The sequence below is a fragment of the Larkinella humicola genome, assembly GCF_008727875.1.
Classification (GTDB): domain Bacteria; phylum Bacteroidota; class Bacteroidia; order Cytophagales; family Spirosomataceae; genus Larkinella; species Larkinella humicola.
Genome location: NZ_VTWS01000001.1, coordinates 146,329 through 164,368 on the forward strand (window position 1 = coordinate 146,329; position 18,040 = coordinate 164,368).

General features: G+C 55.4%; 16 protein-coding genes. 4 read left to right on the forward strand and 12 right to left on the reverse strand.

All coding sequences use genetic code 11. From position 1 onward, the window contains the following. Positions 1–79: 79 nt before the first annotated feature. The 11 genes from F0P93_RS00690 to F0P93_RS00740 all read right to left on the reverse strand — a co-directional run bounded on the left by F0P93_RS00690 (position 80) and on the right by F0P93_RS00740 (position 12,406). Complete coding sequence (locus F0P93_RS00690; RefSeq protein ID WP_150874467.1) at positions 80–3,238, reverse strand: PVC-type heme-binding CxxCH protein; 3,159 nt, start codon at positions 3,236–3,238, stop codon at positions 80–82. A 135-nt stretch (positions 3,239–3,373) separates the two neighbouring features. After that, positions 3,374–4,633, reverse strand: coding sequence for a glycosyltransferase 87 family protein (locus F0P93_RS00695; protein WP_150874468.1), 1,260 nt, complete (start codon positions 4,631–4,633; stop codon positions 3,374–3,376). Positions 4,634–4,728: 95 nt separating this feature from the next. After that, positions 4,729–5,163 (reverse strand): hypothetical protein, encoded by a 435-nt coding sequence (locus F0P93_RS00700; RefSeq protein WP_150874469.1) that lies wholly within the window; start codon positions 5,161–5,163, stop codon positions 4,729–4,731. 112 nt (positions 5,164–5,275) lie between these two features. Continuing rightward, on the reverse strand, positions 5,276–6,175 hold the full coding sequence (locus F0P93_RS00705; RefSeq protein WP_150874470.1) for an SDR family oxidoreductase: 900 nt from the start codon (positions 6,173–6,175) through the stop codon (positions 5,276–5,278). A gap of 9 nt (positions 6,176–6,184) precedes the next feature. After that, positions 6,185–6,898: a peptidylprolyl isomerase gene (locus F0P93_RS00710; protein WP_150874471.1), complete on the reverse strand. Its 714-nt coding sequence runs from the start codon at positions 6,896–6,898 to the stop codon at positions 6,185–6,187. A gap of 111 nt (positions 6,899–7,009) precedes the next feature. Further along, complete coding sequence (locus F0P93_RS00715) at positions 7,010–7,453, reverse strand: GNAT family N-acetyltransferase (protein WP_150874472.1); 444 nt, start codon at positions 7,451–7,453, stop codon at positions 7,010–7,012. 33 nt (positions 7,454–7,486) lie between these two features. Continuing rightward, complete coding sequence (hemC, locus tag F0P93_RS00720) at positions 7,487–8,410, reverse strand: hydroxymethylbilane synthase (protein WP_150874473.1); 924 nt, start codon at positions 8,408–8,410, stop codon at positions 7,487–7,489. A gap of 140 nt (positions 8,411–8,550) precedes the next feature. Continuing rightward, positions 8,551–9,453, reverse strand: a complete 903-nt coding sequence (rimK, locus tag F0P93_RS00725) for a 30S ribosomal protein S6--L-glutamate ligase (RefSeq protein WP_150874474.1) — start codon at positions 9,451–9,453, stop codon at positions 8,551–8,553. Positions 9,454–9,522: 69 nt separating this feature from the next. Beyond that, positions 9,523–9,999: an ATP-dependent zinc protease family protein gene (locus F0P93_RS00730; RefSeq protein WP_150874475.1), complete on the reverse strand. Its 477-nt coding sequence runs from the start codon at positions 9,997–9,999 to the stop codon at positions 9,523–9,525. Continuing rightward, positions 9,996–11,141, reverse strand: a complete 1,146-nt coding sequence (locus F0P93_RS00735) for a DNA polymerase III subunit (protein WP_150874476.1) — start codon at positions 11,139–11,141, stop codon at positions 9,996–9,998. The genes F0P93_RS00730 and F0P93_RS00735 overlap by 4 nt, the downstream gene beginning before the upstream one ends. 50 nt (positions 11,142–11,191) lie before the next feature. After that, positions 11,192–12,406, reverse strand: coding sequence for a GlmU family protein (locus tag F0P93_RS00740; protein ID WP_150874477.1), 1,215 nt, complete (start codon positions 12,404–12,406; stop codon positions 11,192–11,194). A gap of 159 nt (positions 12,407–12,565) precedes the next feature. On the opposite strand from F0P93_RS00740, the gene F0P93_RS00745 reads away from it, so the two are divergent. The 3 genes from F0P93_RS00745 to nagA all read left to right on the forward strand — a co-directional run bounded on the left by F0P93_RS00745 (position 12,566) and on the right by nagA (position 15,178). Next, complete coding sequence (locus F0P93_RS00745) at positions 12,566–13,114, forward strand: hypothetical protein (RefSeq protein WP_150874478.1); 549 nt, start codon at positions 12,566–12,568, stop codon at positions 13,112–13,114. Between the two features lie 63 nt (positions 13,115–13,177). After that, entirely contained in the window at positions 13,178–13,930 is a 753-nt protein-coding gene (locus F0P93_RS00750; protein ID WP_150874479.1) for a shikimate dehydrogenase family protein, read from the forward strand. A gap of 99 nt (positions 13,931–14,029) precedes the next feature. After that, positions 14,030–15,178 carry an N-acetylglucosamine-6-phosphate deacetylase gene (gene nagA, locus F0P93_RS00755; protein WP_150874480.1) on the forward strand — a complete coding sequence of 383 codons (1,149 nt, stop codon included), beginning with the start codon at positions 14,030–14,032 and terminating at the stop codon, positions 15,176–15,178. Between the two features lie 60 nt (positions 15,179–15,238). Here the strand turns inward: nagA and F0P93_RS00760 are convergent, their stop codons facing one another. After that, positions 15,239–17,011, reverse strand: coding sequence for an L-lactate permease (locus F0P93_RS00760; protein ID WP_150874481.1), 1,773 nt, complete (start codon positions 17,009–17,011; stop codon positions 15,239–15,241). A gap of 189 nt (positions 17,012–17,200) precedes the next feature. Here F0P93_RS00760 and F0P93_RS00765 point away from each other — a divergent pair, with 189 nt between their 5' ends. Next, positions 17,201–17,980, forward strand: coding sequence for a metallophosphoesterase family protein (locus F0P93_RS00765; protein WP_150874482.1), 780 nt, complete (start codon positions 17,201–17,203; stop codon positions 17,978–17,980). Positions 17,981–18,040 lie beyond the last annotated feature (60 nt).

Sequence of the window (18,040 nt, forward strand, 5' to 3'; positions counted from 1 at the left end):
CAGGATGCTACAAGTCCCCTTCAGGGGATTTAGGGGCAGAAAGCGTCATTCTCACTTTCATCAGGAACAGATTCCGGTTTTATTTTTTCTGACTGGCCTGAATCATCCGGTCCAGCCGGTAGGGCAGCGCGTTGAGAAAAGCGATCAGATGGGCCATTTCGGTCGGATTCAGTTGCTGGTCCAGGCCCGGCGGCATCATCGACAACGTCTGCGGTTCGATGGCGGTGATCTCCGAACGGGCAATTCGTACACCGGGGGCAGGCCCCAGTTCAATCACGACCGACTCCGGAAGCTGTTCCTTGAGAATGCCCGTATACGACGTGGTTTTCGTGACCACCCGGAACGTTTCATACTCGCGGGCAAAGCTGGCGCTCGGGTACACAATGGCTTCCAGAATGTCGTGCTGGGAACGGATTTCACCGATGTTGGTCAGGTCGGGGCCAAAACGCCCTCCTTCGGCTCCCACGGCATGGCAGGTAGAACACGACGCCTTGCCGTAAAACAGTTTCCGGCCTTCGCCCACATCGCCCCCTGTCAACCGGGCTTCCAGGTTTTGCAGGTGCTCCAACCGCTCCGCATGCAGCGATTTTAGCTTGACGAGCAGCGGGGCAGCCTGGGCTTGCACCGAAGCGGGAAACGGTTTCAACAGGTTTTGAAAATCCTGCTCCGGTACATTGTCCAGCCGCCCCGAAACCGCTTGCAGGGCCGTGATGAGTTCCTGGCCGACCCGCTCATCCCGGTTTCCTTCAAAGGCGCTCAGCAGGGGCGGTAACAGGAAGGCGTCCGTCTTCCCGATTTGGGTGCGGGCGATCACCAGAAGCTGATCATTGGTCAGTTCAGCGTGGTTCAGGAGCCGCACCGCCTGCTGGCGCACCGGCGAGTCAAACGATGGGCCGAGGTACGTCAGCAAGCGCTGAAACTCCGGATCGGTCAGGCCCGGCGACGACATGATCCGCGCGCTCAGGGCTTTCAGCCGGAAGCCAACGGGCGTCTTTTCGGCCTGAACGATCCGGTCCAGGTGCGGATTCAGCACCTGGATACGCCGGGATTCAATCAGCCCCAGTACCTGGGAAAGCACCCGCTCATCGTTACTCCGGAGTTGATTCCCCAGCTCTTCCACCCACGCGTCCGGCAGTTTCTTCAACGTACATTTTGCCATGACCTCCAGCAGCAAACCCTTTCGGGCGGAGGTTGTGGCCGCACTTGCCAGTTGCGCGGCCAGAAAGTGCTGCAGCGCGGGTTCCTTGCTAAAGGTCAGCATCAGTTCCCGCACCGAACCGGCGTCGGCATCCGAGAGCGTCCCGTCCTTCAGTTTTTTTTCCAGAAAACCGATGACGATGTCCGACCATTCCGGGTGATGAGACGCCACCCAGATACCGGTTTTCTGGAAATCCGTCTCCCGGGCGGCCAGGGCTGCGGCCAGATGCATTTTTTGAAGCGGAGCACCGTCCATCTGATCCAACGCAATCAGGGCCGCAACGCGGATTTTCGAAGACGGATTTTCCAGCGCCCTGACCAGCAGTTCCGTATTCCTGAGCGTAATGAGTGAATGAACGATGGCGTGTCCGACAAACCGGTCGGTGTTGCTCGCGGCTACGTTCAGCAAGGCCGGGACGGCTTTTTGATCGCCGATCTGCCCCAGGGCCGTGGCCGCCTGGCGACGAACCGGCAGCGCATCCTTCTGCATCAAGGCGATGAGTTTGTCCACGGCCATCCGGTCTTTGTGCAATCCCAGCGCCCGAACGGCTGCCGTACGAACAACGCTACTCCGATCCGTCAGTGCTTTATGAACGCCATTCCAGGCCGCAGGCGTATTGATTCGGGACAAGGCAAAAACTGCCGATGCCCGCAACTCCTCGTCTTTTAAGGCAGGAAAAACCATGAGAAGGGGGTTGACAGCCGCATTTCCGCGTTGGATCAGTTGCTCCATCGCGTTGTCGCGGACGGCCAGCCGGGTATCCGTGAGGTAGTTCAGTAGGGTTTGGGGAGTCTGTTTGGCCAGTGCGAGTTTTTTGCCCCACGCATCACTTGGCTTGGGCGTACCGGTTTTGCGGATGCGGTAAATACCGCCCTGAACATCCGGTTTAGCAACGCGTGAAAGCGGGCAACCTTCGATGAACCAGCCGCCCGTAACCACCATCAGCATACTGCCGTCGGCATCCTGAAGCACATCCGTCGGGTGCGAATCGGCGCTGAACGACTTCAAAAAGACGTCATCCACCGTTTTGAACGTGGCTCCGTCGGGCGAAAGGCTATGCCGCATGATTCGTCCGGTATTGAATTCGGCATTGAACAAATTATTCTGATAGGCCGCCCCAAACCCGGCACCCCGGTAGCGCATGATGCCGGATGGCGCGACGCGGGGCATTTTGGTCATCGTCGGCATCAGCTCGCCGGTCAGTTTCAGGCCATCTTCGGCGATGACTGGGTTCGGTTTGGGGTATGTGCCGCCTTCCACCCAGTGCATGAGGGCGTCGCGCTGCCCATCCTGCGGATCGACAAAATAGGTCATGGTTCCGATGGTTTCACCCGACGGCAGAAAGGCAATTTCAATCGAATTATCAAAACCGCCCCCCGCCATCGACTCCAGGCCGGTTCCGTCGGGGCGGCAACGCCAGATCCGGGCACTTTTTCCTTTCAGAACCTTGCCCTCTTTGGTGGTAATCGAAAAGCCCCGGCGGGCGTCGGTCAGGTAAAGCCAGCCATCCGGGCCGAAAAAAGGACCGCCCAGCGTGGCCCCGTTGGCGTGCAGCGTCCAACCCGTCAGGATCACGTCTTTTTGGTCCGAAACGCCATCGTTGTTTGTATCTGTATACTTCACCAGATTGGGCGATTCGGCCACATACAGGCTACCCTGGTAAAATATCCCACCTTTGGGAAACGGGATATTTTTGGCAAAAATCCGGCTTTTTTCAAACTGGCCGTCCTCGTCGGCATCTTCCAACAGGCGAATGTGATACGACGGTTCGGCCAGCATCTTTTCGGTCCCCATGGCATTGGGGCCGGTTGACTCAAACACAAAAAGACGGCCTGCGCCATCGAAGCTGGCGAACATGGGGTAGGACAGCAAATCCGGCGCCACCACCCGTTCGATGGTAAAACCGTCCGGTACCTGAAAGCCCGGCGTTTCGTTGGGTTTTCGACCCGTTGATCCGATCAGGAACAGGCCCGCCAGAAAAAACCCGCCAGTCTGGCTCATTCGACGGCCCCACCGGTACGTGCTGATACGAAGAGACATAGGTATAGCAAAGAAGACTTTTACAGACGGCAATCTTATTGGATTTCCTGCGTAGACGCAAGCGAGCCCACCCAATCCCGAAATAAAGTATTATTAATCAGCAAAAATGTAGAATCGGCTCCTCCCGGCGGCAGACTACCCATTCGGCAAGGCTGTTGGGGAAAGATTCTGTAAGGATGAAGAGGGGCGGCTTTTCCGTACAACGTGGACGAAAAAAAAGAGGAAAAATCCATTCCGCGCCGTCAGCAGCAAAACGCCAAAAACCGTGGGATCAACCAGTTGGGGATAAAAAACCGGGTAAACCAGCGTGGTCAGTAAGAAAATAAAGCCCATCCAGGCGATCGGTTTAACGGGTAGAAAGAGCACAAACGGAAGTAACCAGATCAGGTATTGGGGCGAAAACACCTTGTTGGTACTGATAAAAACCAGCAAAGCGCCCAGCAAAAACCGAAGCAGACTGTCCGCCGAAACCGTTCCGGTCTGCCCGTATTCACGCCGGAACCGGAACCAGCCAAGCGCCAGAAGCCCGCTAAAACCCGCCAGAAAGATTCCCGGTAAGGCTTTCAAAACCGACTCGACCCCACTGGCCTTCAGGTGAAAAGCGCCGTAGTTAAATTCAGTGCTGACCCGCGATAAATCCGTTAAATGGCCCAGCAAGACCAAGCCTCCGGCCACACTTTCGATGTGCAGTCCCCGCAACTGGTGATACGTTAGAAAGGAAAATACCTGACTACCCGACAGAAATACAACCGGCAGCAGTACCAGCGCGACCGCAAGACCCGTTCCGGCCACCAGCCGCACCGACGCCCGGTAGTGCTGCCCGGCCAGGTAATATACCAGCAGAACCGGCACCAGTATAACCGGATATAATTTAGCCATGATGGCCATTCCTACCCAAATACCGGCCAGCAGGGGTTGCTTCTTTAAAACCGCCAGGAAGGCCAGTAAGGTCAGCCAGGCCGGAAAGAGATCATACCGCCAGAATACAAAATCTTTACTCAGGATGACCAACAGTAAATAAACCGCCAGAAGCCGCCAGGGAGATAATGATTCGGGCCAAAACCGGGCCACTCGTTGTACCGTGAAGGCAATCAGCAGCAGCAATAGAAAGGTTTCCAGTAGATACAGCAAGGAATACGCCCGGTAATCGAGCGTCATGCCAGCCGTAAGCAGGTGCGGAATTACCAGCGGCAACAGAGCCAATGGCGGGTATTCGACGGTAAAATCGCGGTACGGTATTTTCCCTTCAGACAGTTGTGTAGAAACCGAAAAATACAATTTCATATCGGCTGGTGGAGCCGTTGCTTTTCGCTGCCACAGCAAAAAGCCGTAGCTGAGCAGCAGAATCCCCATCGCCCCGACGACCGACTTGAAAACCGTTTCCTTCGCTTTCACAGAAACTAGTGGTTGATACCGGGACGCAATATACCGGATAACCCTTGCGCAATCAATCGTGGGCGGTTTTTCACCCGGCGGTGCATGGAGTGGGCTTAAATCGGCTTCTTCGCAACCAGCTTGCTGATTGCCGTACCGTTGATTGAAATGACTTCTTTGGTCTCCATCGCCGGCTCGATATCGATGGCTCTGAAGTTGACACTGATGCCTCCTTTTGGCCGAACCAGCACCACTAACCGTTTATCAGCGCCCGTTCCAACCTCCCGAAACTCTCTGATGGTCGCGTATTTGAAGGCATACCCTTCTTCCAGCGCGGCCTCTTTTTGTCCAAATTTGTCAAACGAAAGATAGGCATGCTGATAAGCCCCCGAAGGCAAGCCGCCCTTCCCAAACCGAACCGAATCCCCCGCTTTCAGGACGATGCCGCGCTTCGTGGTAACGGGGCCGCTGATGCGTTTGCCCGCAGCCGGTAATTGCGCCAGACCGTTCAGGGAAACGACGGCAAGAACAAAAAACAGGATCCATTTCATACGATTCAGGAAGGGGTTTAGGGATTACGGTATTCGGTTTACGGTATTCGGTATTCGGTGGCTGACGCATCCAGGCAAGCACACGTCAGCTACCGAATACCGTAAACCGATTTTAAATCTGCGCGGCCAGAACCGCAATGCCTTCTTCAAAACTTTTGGGTTCGTATCCCAACACCCGACGCGGTTTGTCCAGCACAAAACCGGTGCGCGGGGGGCGTTTGGCGGGTTGCGAAAACGTCGACGAATCGGCCTTAGTGATGAGCGACTTATCGAGGTTAAAATAATCGGCGGTTTTGATGGCCATTTCGTAGGGATTCAGAAAATCTTTCCCGGAAATGTTATAAATACCTTCTGCTTTCTGTTCGGCAATGAGCCAGCAGCCGAGGGCCAGATCTTCGGCCAGCGTTGGCGTGCGCCACTGATCGGTCACCACTTTGATCGTCTTTCCGTCTTCCAGCGATTTCTTCACCCACAGAATAATGTTACTCCGGCTCATGTCGTGGGCAATGCCGTAGACCAGAACCGTCCGGGCGATGGCCCAGCGAATACCTGAATGAATAACGGCTTTTTCGGCGGCATATTTGCTCCAGCCGTAGAAACTGATCGGGTTGGCTTCGGCTTCTTCGGTATACGGACCGGCGGCTCCGTCGAAGATAAAATCCGTCGAAACGTGTAACAGGAAGCTATCGTTGCTGCGGCAGGCTTCCACCAGATACTCGACGGCTTTCACGTTCTGCGCCCAACAGGCGTCTTTCTCCGACTCACACTGATCCACGTTGGTCATGGCCGCCGTATGAATCACCACATCCGGTTTGGTTTCGCCGATTACCGCCAGCACCTGTTGGCGGTCGGTAATGTCCATCGGTTGGTAGAAATACCGATCTGACTCCGGCAGCCGGTTGGCTCCGCGCGCCGTGGCAATGAGTTCCACCTCCGGTTGTTGAGTCAAGAGATCGACTAACTTCTGTCCGAGAAGGCCGTTGGAACCGGTAATAAGAATTCGTTTTTTCATAACATTCAATTACTTCCGATAGGTATACCCAAACTGTTTCGTAATTTTTTTCTTCTTCATCCACTCGCCCGAAACCGTCATGCGAAGGTCTTTCAGGGGGCGGTTGAGTGGATTGGCGGGTTGTTTGGCCACGCTGTCCACCACGGCCAGGCCGTCAATAACCTCGCCGAAAACCGTGTAGTTCCCGTCCAGATGCGGGGTTCCGCCCAACGTCTTGTATACTTGTTTTTGAGCGTCGGTTGGTTGTCGTCCTTTCAGTTGCGTGATGCGCTCGGTTTGTTTCTGAAAGTTTTCATCATCCCAAACCCGACCCTGCACCACGTAAAACTGGCATCCGCTCGATGCTTTTTCGGGGTTGTTATCGCGGGCTGCTGCCAGTGCTCCTTTTTTGTGAAACAATTCCGGCACAAATTCGGCCGGTACGGTATAGCCCACGTCACCATTGCCCAGCATCTGGTCGGCCTGGGCCGTCCGGGAGTTCGGGTCGCCCCCCTGAATCATAAAATTCTGGATGATCCGGTGAAACAGCAACCCGTTGTAGAACTTTTCCTGGGTGAGCTTGATAAAATTCGCCTTATGCTTCGGCGTCTGGTCGTACAGAATCAACCGCATGACGCCAAAATCCGTCTGGATCGTCACCAAATAATCCTTGCGTTTGGAAGGTTTCTTGCCCAGAACCGAGCCGGTTATCAGGAGGCAAATAAGGAAAGCAAATAGCCGCATACGTGGTGTGTTGGTTTGCTCGCCCCCAACCCCCTAAAGGGGGCTTTATAAATTCGGATGCTGAAGCCCGGCACCGGCCGCCCGGCCTTCAGGGGGTTGGGGGCAATTTTATTACAATTTCAACGCAAAGTGGTGACTGACAATGTTAAACCGCTTGTTCAGATACAGCCGGTGGGCATCGTACCGTTCGGGCTTGTGGCCCGAATCGAGCGTGACGGCCACACAACCGGCTTTGCGGGCTTCGTCGATCACGAAGTCGAGCAACTGGCTGGCGTAGCCTTTTCCGCGCTGGTCGGGCAGGGTCGACAAGTCATCGATGTACAGGGTTTTACCGCTGAAAAGCAGGTTCATATAACGGTAGCCAATGGCCGCCGGGGCTACGGTTTCGGACGGATTCTGATCCGAATGATCGACGAAAGCGACCACGTAGCGGTCCTCTTCCTGCAACAAAAATATCTGTCGGAGGGCCTGTTCTTCGGTCAAATGCGGCCGCAGGGTCACCAGAGCGGGCAGACAACGGCGAAGATCGGCTTCGGTTTGGGCAATTTTAATCATGGGAAACGGTGGCAGATGGCTTGAGCCGACAAGTTACAAGTTTTGGCGAACTGCCCGCAAAATTTCGTCCCCGCCTTTGGCTAATAAACTTTCCGCCAGATCGTGCCCAATCTGTTCGGCATCCGCCAACGGCCCGCTGAATTGTTCCCGCAACAGCTCCTGGCCGTCCAGACTCACAACGCCACCGGTCAGCGTCAGTGTTTCATCCTGCAAAGTGGCCAGCCCAAAAACCGGGATGCTGCAACCGCCTTCGAGTCTCCGCAAAAAGGCCCGCTCGGCTTTCAGACAGGCTTCGGTGGGCGCGTGGTTGGTGAGTTGACGAACGGCATTGAGTTTGTCGATCGGCAGGCTGGCAGCCGCTTCGATGGCCACGCTGCCCTGCCCCACGGCGGGCGTAAAATCCTGCGTCGGCAGGTATTCGGCAATCATGTCGTCGTATTCCATCCGGTGAACCCCCGCATAGGCCAGCAGCAGCGCGTCGCAGTGCCCCTCTTCCAGTTTTCGCAGGCGGGTTTGCAGGTTGCCGCGCATGTCGACGGTGGTAATGTGCGGACAGAAATGCTTCAGCATGGCCACCCGGCGCGTCGAGGAGGTGCCGACGACAAACTCCCGGCCACCAGTCAGCGACAGGCTTTTGTCGTGGCTCACCAGCACATCGTTGACCCGTTCGCGCTCCGTGAAGGCAATAATTGCCAGATCGTTTGGCAGGGACGATTGCAGGTCTTTGGCACTGTGGACGGCAATGTCGATGGTACCGGCGCGAAGCTGGTCTTCCAGTTCCTGCGTAAAAACGCCTTTGCTGCCAATTTTCGATAGGGACCGATCCAGAATCTGGTCGCCTTTGGTTTCGATCAGCACCAGTTCCGACTCGACCTCAGCCGCTTTCAGCAGATCCTGAATGTAATAGGCCTGCCAAAGTGCCAGCCGACTGCTGCGCGTTCCAATTTTTATTTTCATGCCGGCAAATGTACCAAAGAGACGGTAGTTAAAGGAATGATAAATGTAAAATATCGAATGCTGAATGTAAAAGTGATTCGCCCGCTGGTTTCAACTTTTACATCTAGCATTCGATATTTTACGTTTATCATTCATCTTCTTCACACCCCCACCGTATCGTTTTCATCCGTCGGAATTTTCTCCTCGATGAAGTCCACAATCTGACCGGCGATGTCGATCCCCGTCGTTTTTTCGATGCCTTCCAGCCCCGGCGATGAGTTGACTTCCAGCACCAGCGGCCCCCGCTGCGATTGCAGCATATCGACCCCGGCCACCCGCAAGCCCAGGGCTTTGGCGGCATTGACCGCCGTCCATTCCTCGTCGGGCGTCAGCAAAACCGCCTGACCGGAACCGCCCCGGTGCAGGTTGGACCGAAATTCGCCTTCCTTGCCCTGGCGTTTCATGGCCCCCACCACGCGCCCGCCCACGACGAACGCCCGGATATCGGCCCCTTTGGCCTCGGCGATGTACTCCTGAATCAAAACATTCGCTTTCAGGCCATAAAACGCTTCGATCGTCGATTTGGCGGTTTTGGCGGTTTCGGCCAGCACCACGCCCAGCCCCTGCGTGCCTTCGAGCAGTTTGATCACCACCGGCGGACCACCCACCAGCGCAATCAGTTGATCGACGTCTTTCGGGTGTTTGGCAAACACGGTTTTGGGCAACCCCACCCCTGCTTTCGACAATACCTGCAAACTCCGCAGTTTGTTTCGGGAACGGGTGATGGCCTGGGAACGAGCCGTTGTGAACACTTTCATCATCTCAAACTGACGAACCACCGCGCAGCCGTAGTCGGTAACGGAAGCCCCGATACGCGGTACAATGGCGTCAATTTGTTCCAGTGGCTGGCCTTTGTAGAGAACTTCGGGTTTTCCGCCTTCAATCATCACCTGACACCGCAGGTGGTCGATCACAACGGGTTCGTGTCCGTGCTGCTCGGCAGCCTGTACCAACCGCCGGGTGGAATACAGGTCGGAATTGGTTGACAATATGGCAATACGCATATCGGTAAAAAAAGGAAAGTCGGTTGGTGTAGAATCTGGGAAGAACAGACCCGGTTTTCGCGACAGAAATCAGGATTTCGGCGTCTGTTGTTTGAGTTGATACGAAACGTTTTGCAGTGATACGTCAACAACAAATTTGTTACGCAATAGTTTGCGGCCCAGCAAGACCGGGAAGCGCATCGTGCCGCGGTTGGCCAGCGAAAATTCGGCCCGGATGAGCCGCCCCATCACCAGAACACGGGTTTGGATGACAAACCGCTTTTCGGATTGACCGAATGAGTTTTTAACGGTTTTGTATTGAAAAAAGTCGGTTACAAACTGCTTTTTTTTCCGGCCCCGTGCGCCCGCCAGCGTGAAATGCAACCGGGACTGGTCGCCGTTAGACACCAGTTTTACGTCGGTACAATGCAGGGCGGAAGTATAGGCTCCGGTGTCGATTTTGGCTTCGATGTCGGTCCAGTCCAGATCCGGAAAATCCACCCGGTCGGCAAAACCGATGACCTGTTTGGGGCGCTCGGCCGAAGCCGTCTGCGTCGGTTTTTTCATTTTCCGTTGCGAATCAGGCTGCTGAACGTGAGCGACAAATCCATCATCACCATCTTGGCGCGGACGTTCCGTTCGATGTGAAATACCGCTTCGTTCAGGTTGCCGACCATGTGTTCGAGGTGTTCCGGTTCGAGGACTTTGCCAAAATTCTCCACAAACGTACGTTCTTCGGCGGGGAGTCGCAACAGTTCGTTGACGCCGTGTTTCCACAAAAACAGGTCGCGGCAGAGGTTCAGGCTGTAGTCGAGCAAACCGCGTTGCTTTTCTTTCCCGAGCGCATCGAACCCATCGGCCTGCTTAACCAGCGCGATCAGGTCCTGTCGGTAGCAAAACCGCATCCACTCGGCAAACCACGCGTGCCGGTCCGACCCCGGTTCACCGTCTTTCGGGTCCGGTTCTTCTTCCGACAACCGAATGGCTTCCGACAGATTTCCGTCGGCCAGATAGGCCATTTCCCGGGCTCGTTTTTCGGGCAGATTCAGGTGCTGGCGCAGGTGCGTGGCCACTTCATCGTCCGAAAACGCCTGCACGGCCACGCGTTGCGTCCGCGACAGAATCGTGATCAGCAGTTTATCGGACTGGTTCGTCACCAGCAGAAAAAGCGTTCGGGCGGGCGGTTCTTCCAGCAATTTCAGCAGGGCGTTGGCCGTAGCGGTATGCAGGTTTTCGGCACACCAGATCAGCACGATTTTATACTCGCCTTCGTACGCTTTCAGCGACAGTTTGCCCATCAGCTCGCGCGCTTCCTCCACCGGAATGTTACCCTGTTTGATGCTGATCGCTGCCAGCCACTCGTCCAGCACGCGGTAGGGATGCTGGGCAACAAACTTGCGCCAGTCGGCCATGAACGATTCGCTGGTGACCTTGCTGCCCGCTACCGGAAAAATGATGGAAAGGTCCGGATGAACGAGTTTATTCATTTTCGTGCAGGACGGACACCGCCCGCAGGAGTCGGCCAGGCCATCCGGAAGTTCCTGCCGGTTTTCGCAGTTGATGAACGTCGCAAAGGCCAGCGCCAGCGCGAGGTTTGCACTGCCCGGTGGCCCGTCGAAGAGCTGGGCATGAGCCAGGTGGTTGGTCTGAACCGCCCGCGTCAACGCCCGCTTCGTGTCGTCGTGTCCAATGATTTCGCTGAATTGCATGGTATCAAAAAAGCCGGAAAATCCCGCCGTTTAACCTGTCGTCTTTCTGTTTAAATCTCCTCTCCCGCTTCTTCCTGACGCCGGTTTACCGTCTGCCGATGCACTTCCCGCAAAATCGTTTCTTCGACCTCGTCAAAGTCCAGCCCCCGGCGGCCGATGGTTTCGCGGGCTACCTGCAAGGCTTTTTCGAGCCGGTATTCTGTAAACCCCTCAGCCCCACCGCCCCACGAAAACGAGGGAATGTGTTTGGGTTGAAAACCGGCTCCGAATACGTTGGCATTCACGCCCACGACGGTGCCGGTGTTGAACATCGTGCTGATGCCCACCTTCGTATAATCGCCCATCATCAGCCCGCAGAACAGCCGGCCGGTGTTTTCGAGCCGGTTGGTGGCATAGCTGTACAGGTTCACATTAGTATAATCGTTTTTTAGGTTGGAATTGTTGGTATTGGCTCCCAGATTACACCACTCGCCGATGACCGAATTGCCCAGAAAACCGTCGTGGCCCTTGTTGCTGTAGCCCAGAAAAACCGAGTTTCCGACTTCTCCGCCCACTTTGCTATACGGCCCGATGGTGGTGTTGCTGCGCATTTTGCCGCCCCAGTTCACCGTGGCGTTATCGCAGAGCGCAAAAGGGCCCAGCATGACCGTACCTTCCTGAATCAGCGCGTTTTTGCCGATGTAAATCGGGCCATTTTCGGCATTCAGAACAGCCGCCCGAATCACCGCGCCCTCTTCCACAAAAATGTTTTCGGGGGCATAACAACGGGTGTGCGGATCGGTAATCGGCTGCGAGGTCCGGCCCACCGTCAGCAGTTCAAAGTCGGTTCGGATCTGCTCACCGTTGTGAACAAAGATCGACGGCAGGTCTTTCAGAATCGTCAGAGGTTCGCCAAATACATCCCAGGTACCGGCATCGTCGGTCGAAGGGGCGGTTTCCAGCGGTTTTTCGGTACGAAGTGCCAGCAGCACTCCCTCCGCCGTTACGAGTCCTGACTCCGGTTTTAACCCGTTCAACGCATTAATCAGGGCGTTGGTAGGGCAAACGGCACCGTTTACGAAAAAGTTATCGTGAATTGTCCGACGGGGATACTTTATTTGCAGATACAAGTCCGTCAAAAACGACGGTGTTGTCTGGAGCCGGACGGCCCATTTTTCAGTGATGGTGCAGATGCCAATCCGGATTTCGCTTACGGGCCGGGTAAAGGTAAAAGGCAGAAGGGCCGTGCGAATCGTTGGATCGTCAAAGAGAATCAGGTTGTGCATACACTACTCGACGGTCAGGTTGCAAATATCCGAGTTTAATCGGGAAAGTGACAGCCTGAATTTTATCAAATAAGTTAATTTTTTTCGGTGGCCCTTTAAACCATTACCCGGTCTAAATGGTCACTGTATATAGAGTTGCCTTTTCCCGCCTATATCCACATGAAGAATATCCTTTTACTGGCTCTGATTGGTTCCATGCTGAATTGCGACAACAAAAAAATAGGGGTTCCTCAGATCCCGAATTGTGGCAATTTCATGGCGTTGAAGAATTCGCAGGAATGGTCGGCGGCTTCAACGGCGACCTTTGCGCACCGCGACAGCATCAATGTTATGGTAGAAGAATGCGGCACATTCCGCACCGCCGGCGAAGTCGACTGGCTCAGCATTAACCAGTTACCAACGAAGCCCGGCACCTATCGGCTGCGGCCCATCCGCTGGGACGACCTCAACGGCACCCCGCTTTCGGCCTGGGTATACACCCGCATTGGCGACAATACGACCGGCGACCGCTATAACCTCTACGCGTCGAAGACCGAGACCAATGAGGTTATTATCGACGCCTACAACCCCACCAGCCGCCAGCTCGAAGGCCATCTGAACGCAACGTTTGTGATCGACCCCGACAGTGATTCGCCCGGCCGGTCGCGGCCCGACACCATCCGGATTCGGGATGCCATTTTTTCGGTGGTGGTCAACGGGGCAATTTAGCCGGTTTTTTGTCGGGTTTACCGGTTTTGGTCGTAGCTTTGGGCAACCGATTTATCCTTTGCTATGCGCCGTTACGGACTGATTGGGTATCCGCTGACCCACTCGTTTTCCCAGAAATATTTTACTGAAAAGTTTGAAAAAGAAGGCATTCCGGACAGTCGCTACGACTTGTTCGAGTTGCCCGACCCGACGACTTTTCCAAACCTGGTCGCTTCGATTCCCGATCTGGTTGGCCTGAACGTCACCATACCGCACAAACAGGCCATTCTGCCGTTCCTGGATGAACTCGATCCGGCTTCGGCCGGGCGGATTGGCGCGGTCAACACCATCCGGATTTTGCCCGACGGTCGAAAAATCGGCTACAACACGGATTATTACGGGTTTCGGTCATCGCTGGAAGTCTGGCTGAAATCGCTCAACGTAGTGCCCGAAACGCTCCAGGCAATGGTGTTGGGCAATGGCGGAGCGGCCAAAGCGGTCACCACCACCCTGACTGACCTGCTAATCCGCTATCGGCTGGTTTCCCGCCAGCAAACCGCCGAAGCCCTGGCCTACGAAAACATCAGCCCGACGATTCTGGACGAATACCGCCTGATTATCAACACCTCACCCGTCGGCACGTACCCGAACGTCGAAGCCAGTCCGGCCATTCCGTACGGTCTGCTGACGAGTCGGCATTTGCTGTATGATCTGGTCTATAATCCGGCGGAAACCCGGTTTTTAGAGCAGGGCCGCGAACAGGGAGCCGCGACGCACAACGGACTGCCGATGCTCCACCTGCAGGCTGAAAAAGCCTGGGAAATCTGGAATTTATAGCCCATCCCAAAAGGCCGCTGACAGGGTCTTCGACCGCTTTTAAGGTCTCGCAAAAAAGCCGCTGACAGGGTCTTCGACCGCTGTCAGGGCCTCGCAACCATGCACGAACTAACACTGACCAACGCCACGGTTTTTACCGGAACAACCCTTTTGCCGAATGCCTCGGTGCGGATTTCGAATGGGCTGATCCAGGAGGTCTTCGCCGGAACAGCGGACGGCCCGGACGCCATCGACCTTCAGGGACACTGGCTGGTTCCCGGTTTTGTCGATCTGCAACTGTACGGTGGTTCCGACTTTTTCCTGAACGCATCGCCCACCGCCGAAACCGTCGCGCACATTTACGAAACGCACCTGAAAACCGGCACGACCTCCGTGGTGCCAACGCTGTATTCAACCTCATTGCAAACCATTCTGAAAGCCGTGGAATCCGTGCGGCAGGTGCGGCAAACGAATCCGAATGGGGTGTTGGGGCTGCACGTGGAAGGGCCGTATATCAACGCCGTGAAGCGGGGGGCGCACAGTGCGAATTACGTGCGTCGGCCTACGGAGGCCGAATTGGCCGAGCTGTTCGAGAAGGGCCGTGACGTCATCCGGCTGCTGACCATTGCCCCCGAAATTTTCAGTCCGGAGCAGCTTTCCAGCCTGGTTGAACAAGCCGACCAGGCTTCCACCCTGCTGTCGCTGGGTCACAGCAACGCCACCTACGCGGAAGCCACCGGAGCTTTTCACCACGGAATTACCCTTTCGACACACCTGTACAACGCCATGCGCCCGTTTGAAAGCCGCGAACCGGGCGTTGTCGGGGCGGTTTTCGACCATCCGGGCGTTCGGGCCAGCATCATTGCCGACGGTTTTCACTGCGACTGGGCCACCATCCGGATTGCGAAACGGCTGCTCGGCGAGCGTCTCTTTCTGATTTCGGATGCGACTTTTGCCAACCCGACCCAGCCCACCTACGCCTTCGAAGATTTTATCCTTCACTACGAAAACGGACGCTATACCAATCCGGAAGGCAAACTGGCCGGTTCGTCGATTACCCTGCTTAAAGCCGTTCAGAATTGCATTCAGCACGTGGGGCTGGAACCCGCCGAGGTGTTCCGGATGGCGGCCACCGTTCCGGCAGAAATCATTGGATTGGGGGATTCACTGGGCAAGATTCAGACCGGTTTTGTCGCCAATCTGGCGGTTTTAACGGAAGATGTTCGGGTTGCTGACGTGCTGGTGGATGGTCGGTTTCAGAACCGGTAAATGAGTCAGACCTTGCCGGGTGGCTGCAAAACAATAAAGGGTACGAACTTATACGGTTCATTAGGTCTCGGATTGATGAAATCGTAGCGTTTTCTTCTTCGCAATCACCCGGATCGTTGCGATCAGGGCGACCAGCACCAGCGCCAGAATCAGCAGATACACATAGCCCCGCGATGCGTCCGGACTCACGACGGTTTTCTGGTTACTGAGCATTTCGTACGTCGGAATGACCCACTGAAAGACGTATGCCTGCGCCAGCGTAATGAAACAGATGACCGTCAGCATGATAAAACTGTGCTTGACCGTAAAGCGAAACAACTCCGATTCTTTGCCGACCAAATCGCCGGCCGCAGCCGCCACCGCAATGGACTGCGGAGAAATCATTTTCCCCACCACGCCCCCCGACACGTTGGCGGCCACCGTTACCACCGGATCGACGCCAATCGACTGAGCCGTAGCGTATTGGAGTTTGCTAAACAACGCATTGGCTGACGTATCGGAGCCGGTAATGAACACCCCCAGCCAGCCCAGGATTGGCGCGAAAAAGGGGAACAAAAAACCGGTATTGGCCAGCACGGCGGCCAGGGTCAGCGTGATGCCCGAATCATTGACGATGTAGGCAAAACCCAAAACCGCAGCAATGGTCAGCACGGGAAATCTTAACTGGTTGAGTGTACTAACGAAAATGCGGGCAGCCTCCCGGTAAGTCAGCCCAATCAGGGGAATCACCACCAGATTAGCGATGAGAATGGCGGTTCCGGCCGCCGATAAGTAATTGAATTTGAACACTTTTGGCAAAACCGCTCCGTTTTCGCCCACGATGGCGTTGTGCAGGCCGGGCACTTCGAACTGGATCATGCCCACGGCGTTGAGTACGTCCTTGATCGGTTGCACACCCCAGGCAATCACCATGATCGTCAGCACCAGAAACGGCGACCAGGCCCGCAGCATCTGCCCGCTGCTATACGAAACGTCGGTGTTGAACGTGGGAGCCGGTTCGTTGGCAAACCGCCAGACGGTTTCGGGTTTCCAGAACCGCAGGAAAACCATGAGGCAAATGATCGAGCCCAGTCCCGCGATCACGTCGGGCAGCGACGGCCCCAGGTAATTAGACGAAAACCATTGCAGGAACGCAAACGAGATCCCGGAGACCATGACCGCCGGCAGCACCTCCTTCGCTTTTTTGAAACCGGCGATGATCGTTACGAGGTAAAAAGGCAGAATGATGGACAAAATCGGCAGCGTACGGCCCACCATTTGGGAAATCGGCAACTCAGGAATCCCGGAAACCTGCGAGGCAACGGTGATGGGAATGCCGATGGAGCCAAACGCCACCGGGGCGGTATTGGCAATCAGGCAAATCCCCGACGCATACAGCGGATTGAACCCCAGACCCACCAGCATGGCCGCCGTGATGGCCACCGGCGCCCCGAAACCCGCCGTTCCTTCCAGAAAAGAGCCGAACGAAAACGCAATGAGCAGCGCCTGCAACCGCCGGTCGGACGTGATGGAAGCCATGAAGTGTTTGATGATTTCGAACTGCCCGCTTTTGACCGTCAGATTGAACAGAAAAACCGCCATGATCACCAGCCAGCAAATGGGAAACAACCCGTATAACGCGCCGTGGGCGAAGGACAAAACCGCCAGTTTAACCGGCATTCCGTACACCAGAATGGCCAGCAGGGCGGCAATGACCGTGGCGAGTAAACTGGCCTGATAGCCTTTCATTTTTCGGATGATCAACGCCCAGAAAATGAAGAGAATGGGGAGGGCCGCGACGAGGACGGACAACGTGAGGTTCTGCAGGGGATCAATAACCTGGGTCCATTTCATAAACTATCCGGGCGTTAAGGGTTCAGGGTAAAGGTAGATCAACCAGATAAAGCAAATTTTACCGCTTTTTACTATACGATTTCGCCCGTTCGGGGTCTGCGTCTCTTTTTATGATTCGTTTTACCGCCCAGCCAACCCGCCAACCGCTATCTTTGTGGCTTGTATTGATGTTGCTTTCTGGTTTATAGGATGTTAAAAATTGCCGTCATCAGCGATATTCACGCTAATCTGCCCGCTCTGGAAGCGGTTTTACAGGACATTGAAAACCGTCAGGTCGATCAGCTTTTCTGCCTCGGTGATCTAGTCGATTTTGCACCCTGGCCCAACGAAGTCATCGACCTGATCCGGCGAAACCGCATCCCGACGATCATGGGCAACCACGACGAACGCATTGCCTTCGACCAACCGGTTATTCCGTTGGCGAAACACGGCGATTCCGAAACGCAGGCCCGCATAGCCGCCATCGCCTACACCCGCCAGCACATTACGCCGGAAAACAAGTCATTCCTGGCCAGCCTGCCGCGCCAGCTCCGGGTAGAATTCACGTTTGCGGATGCGTCGCTTTCCGTCCTCCTGACCCACGCCAGCACCCGGTCGATCGACGAGTACATTTACGAAGACCATGATTCCGATGATCTGGTGACGATGATGGCGGAGCAGAACGCCGATGTATTGATCATGGGTCACACGCACCAGTCGTACATCCGAACGATTCAAAACCGCCCCGGTTTTCCGGCCAAAACCGCCATCAATTGTGGCTCCGTCGGGCGATCCAAAGAAACGCTCCCGCTGGCGACATACCTGCTCATCACTACCTCCGGCGTTCAGAACCGGTTTGATGCCGACTCGATTAGGTATGAACTGGTTCAGGTGGACTACCCCATCGCGCAGACCGCCGACGGAATCCGGCGCAGTGAAATCCCGGATTTTTACGCCGACTTTTTGGAGAGAGCCTTGCCGGTCGACTGATCCATGATCCGTCGCCAGAAAGGGTAAAGGGAGCTGATTCGCAGTTGCTTAGTAAATTGA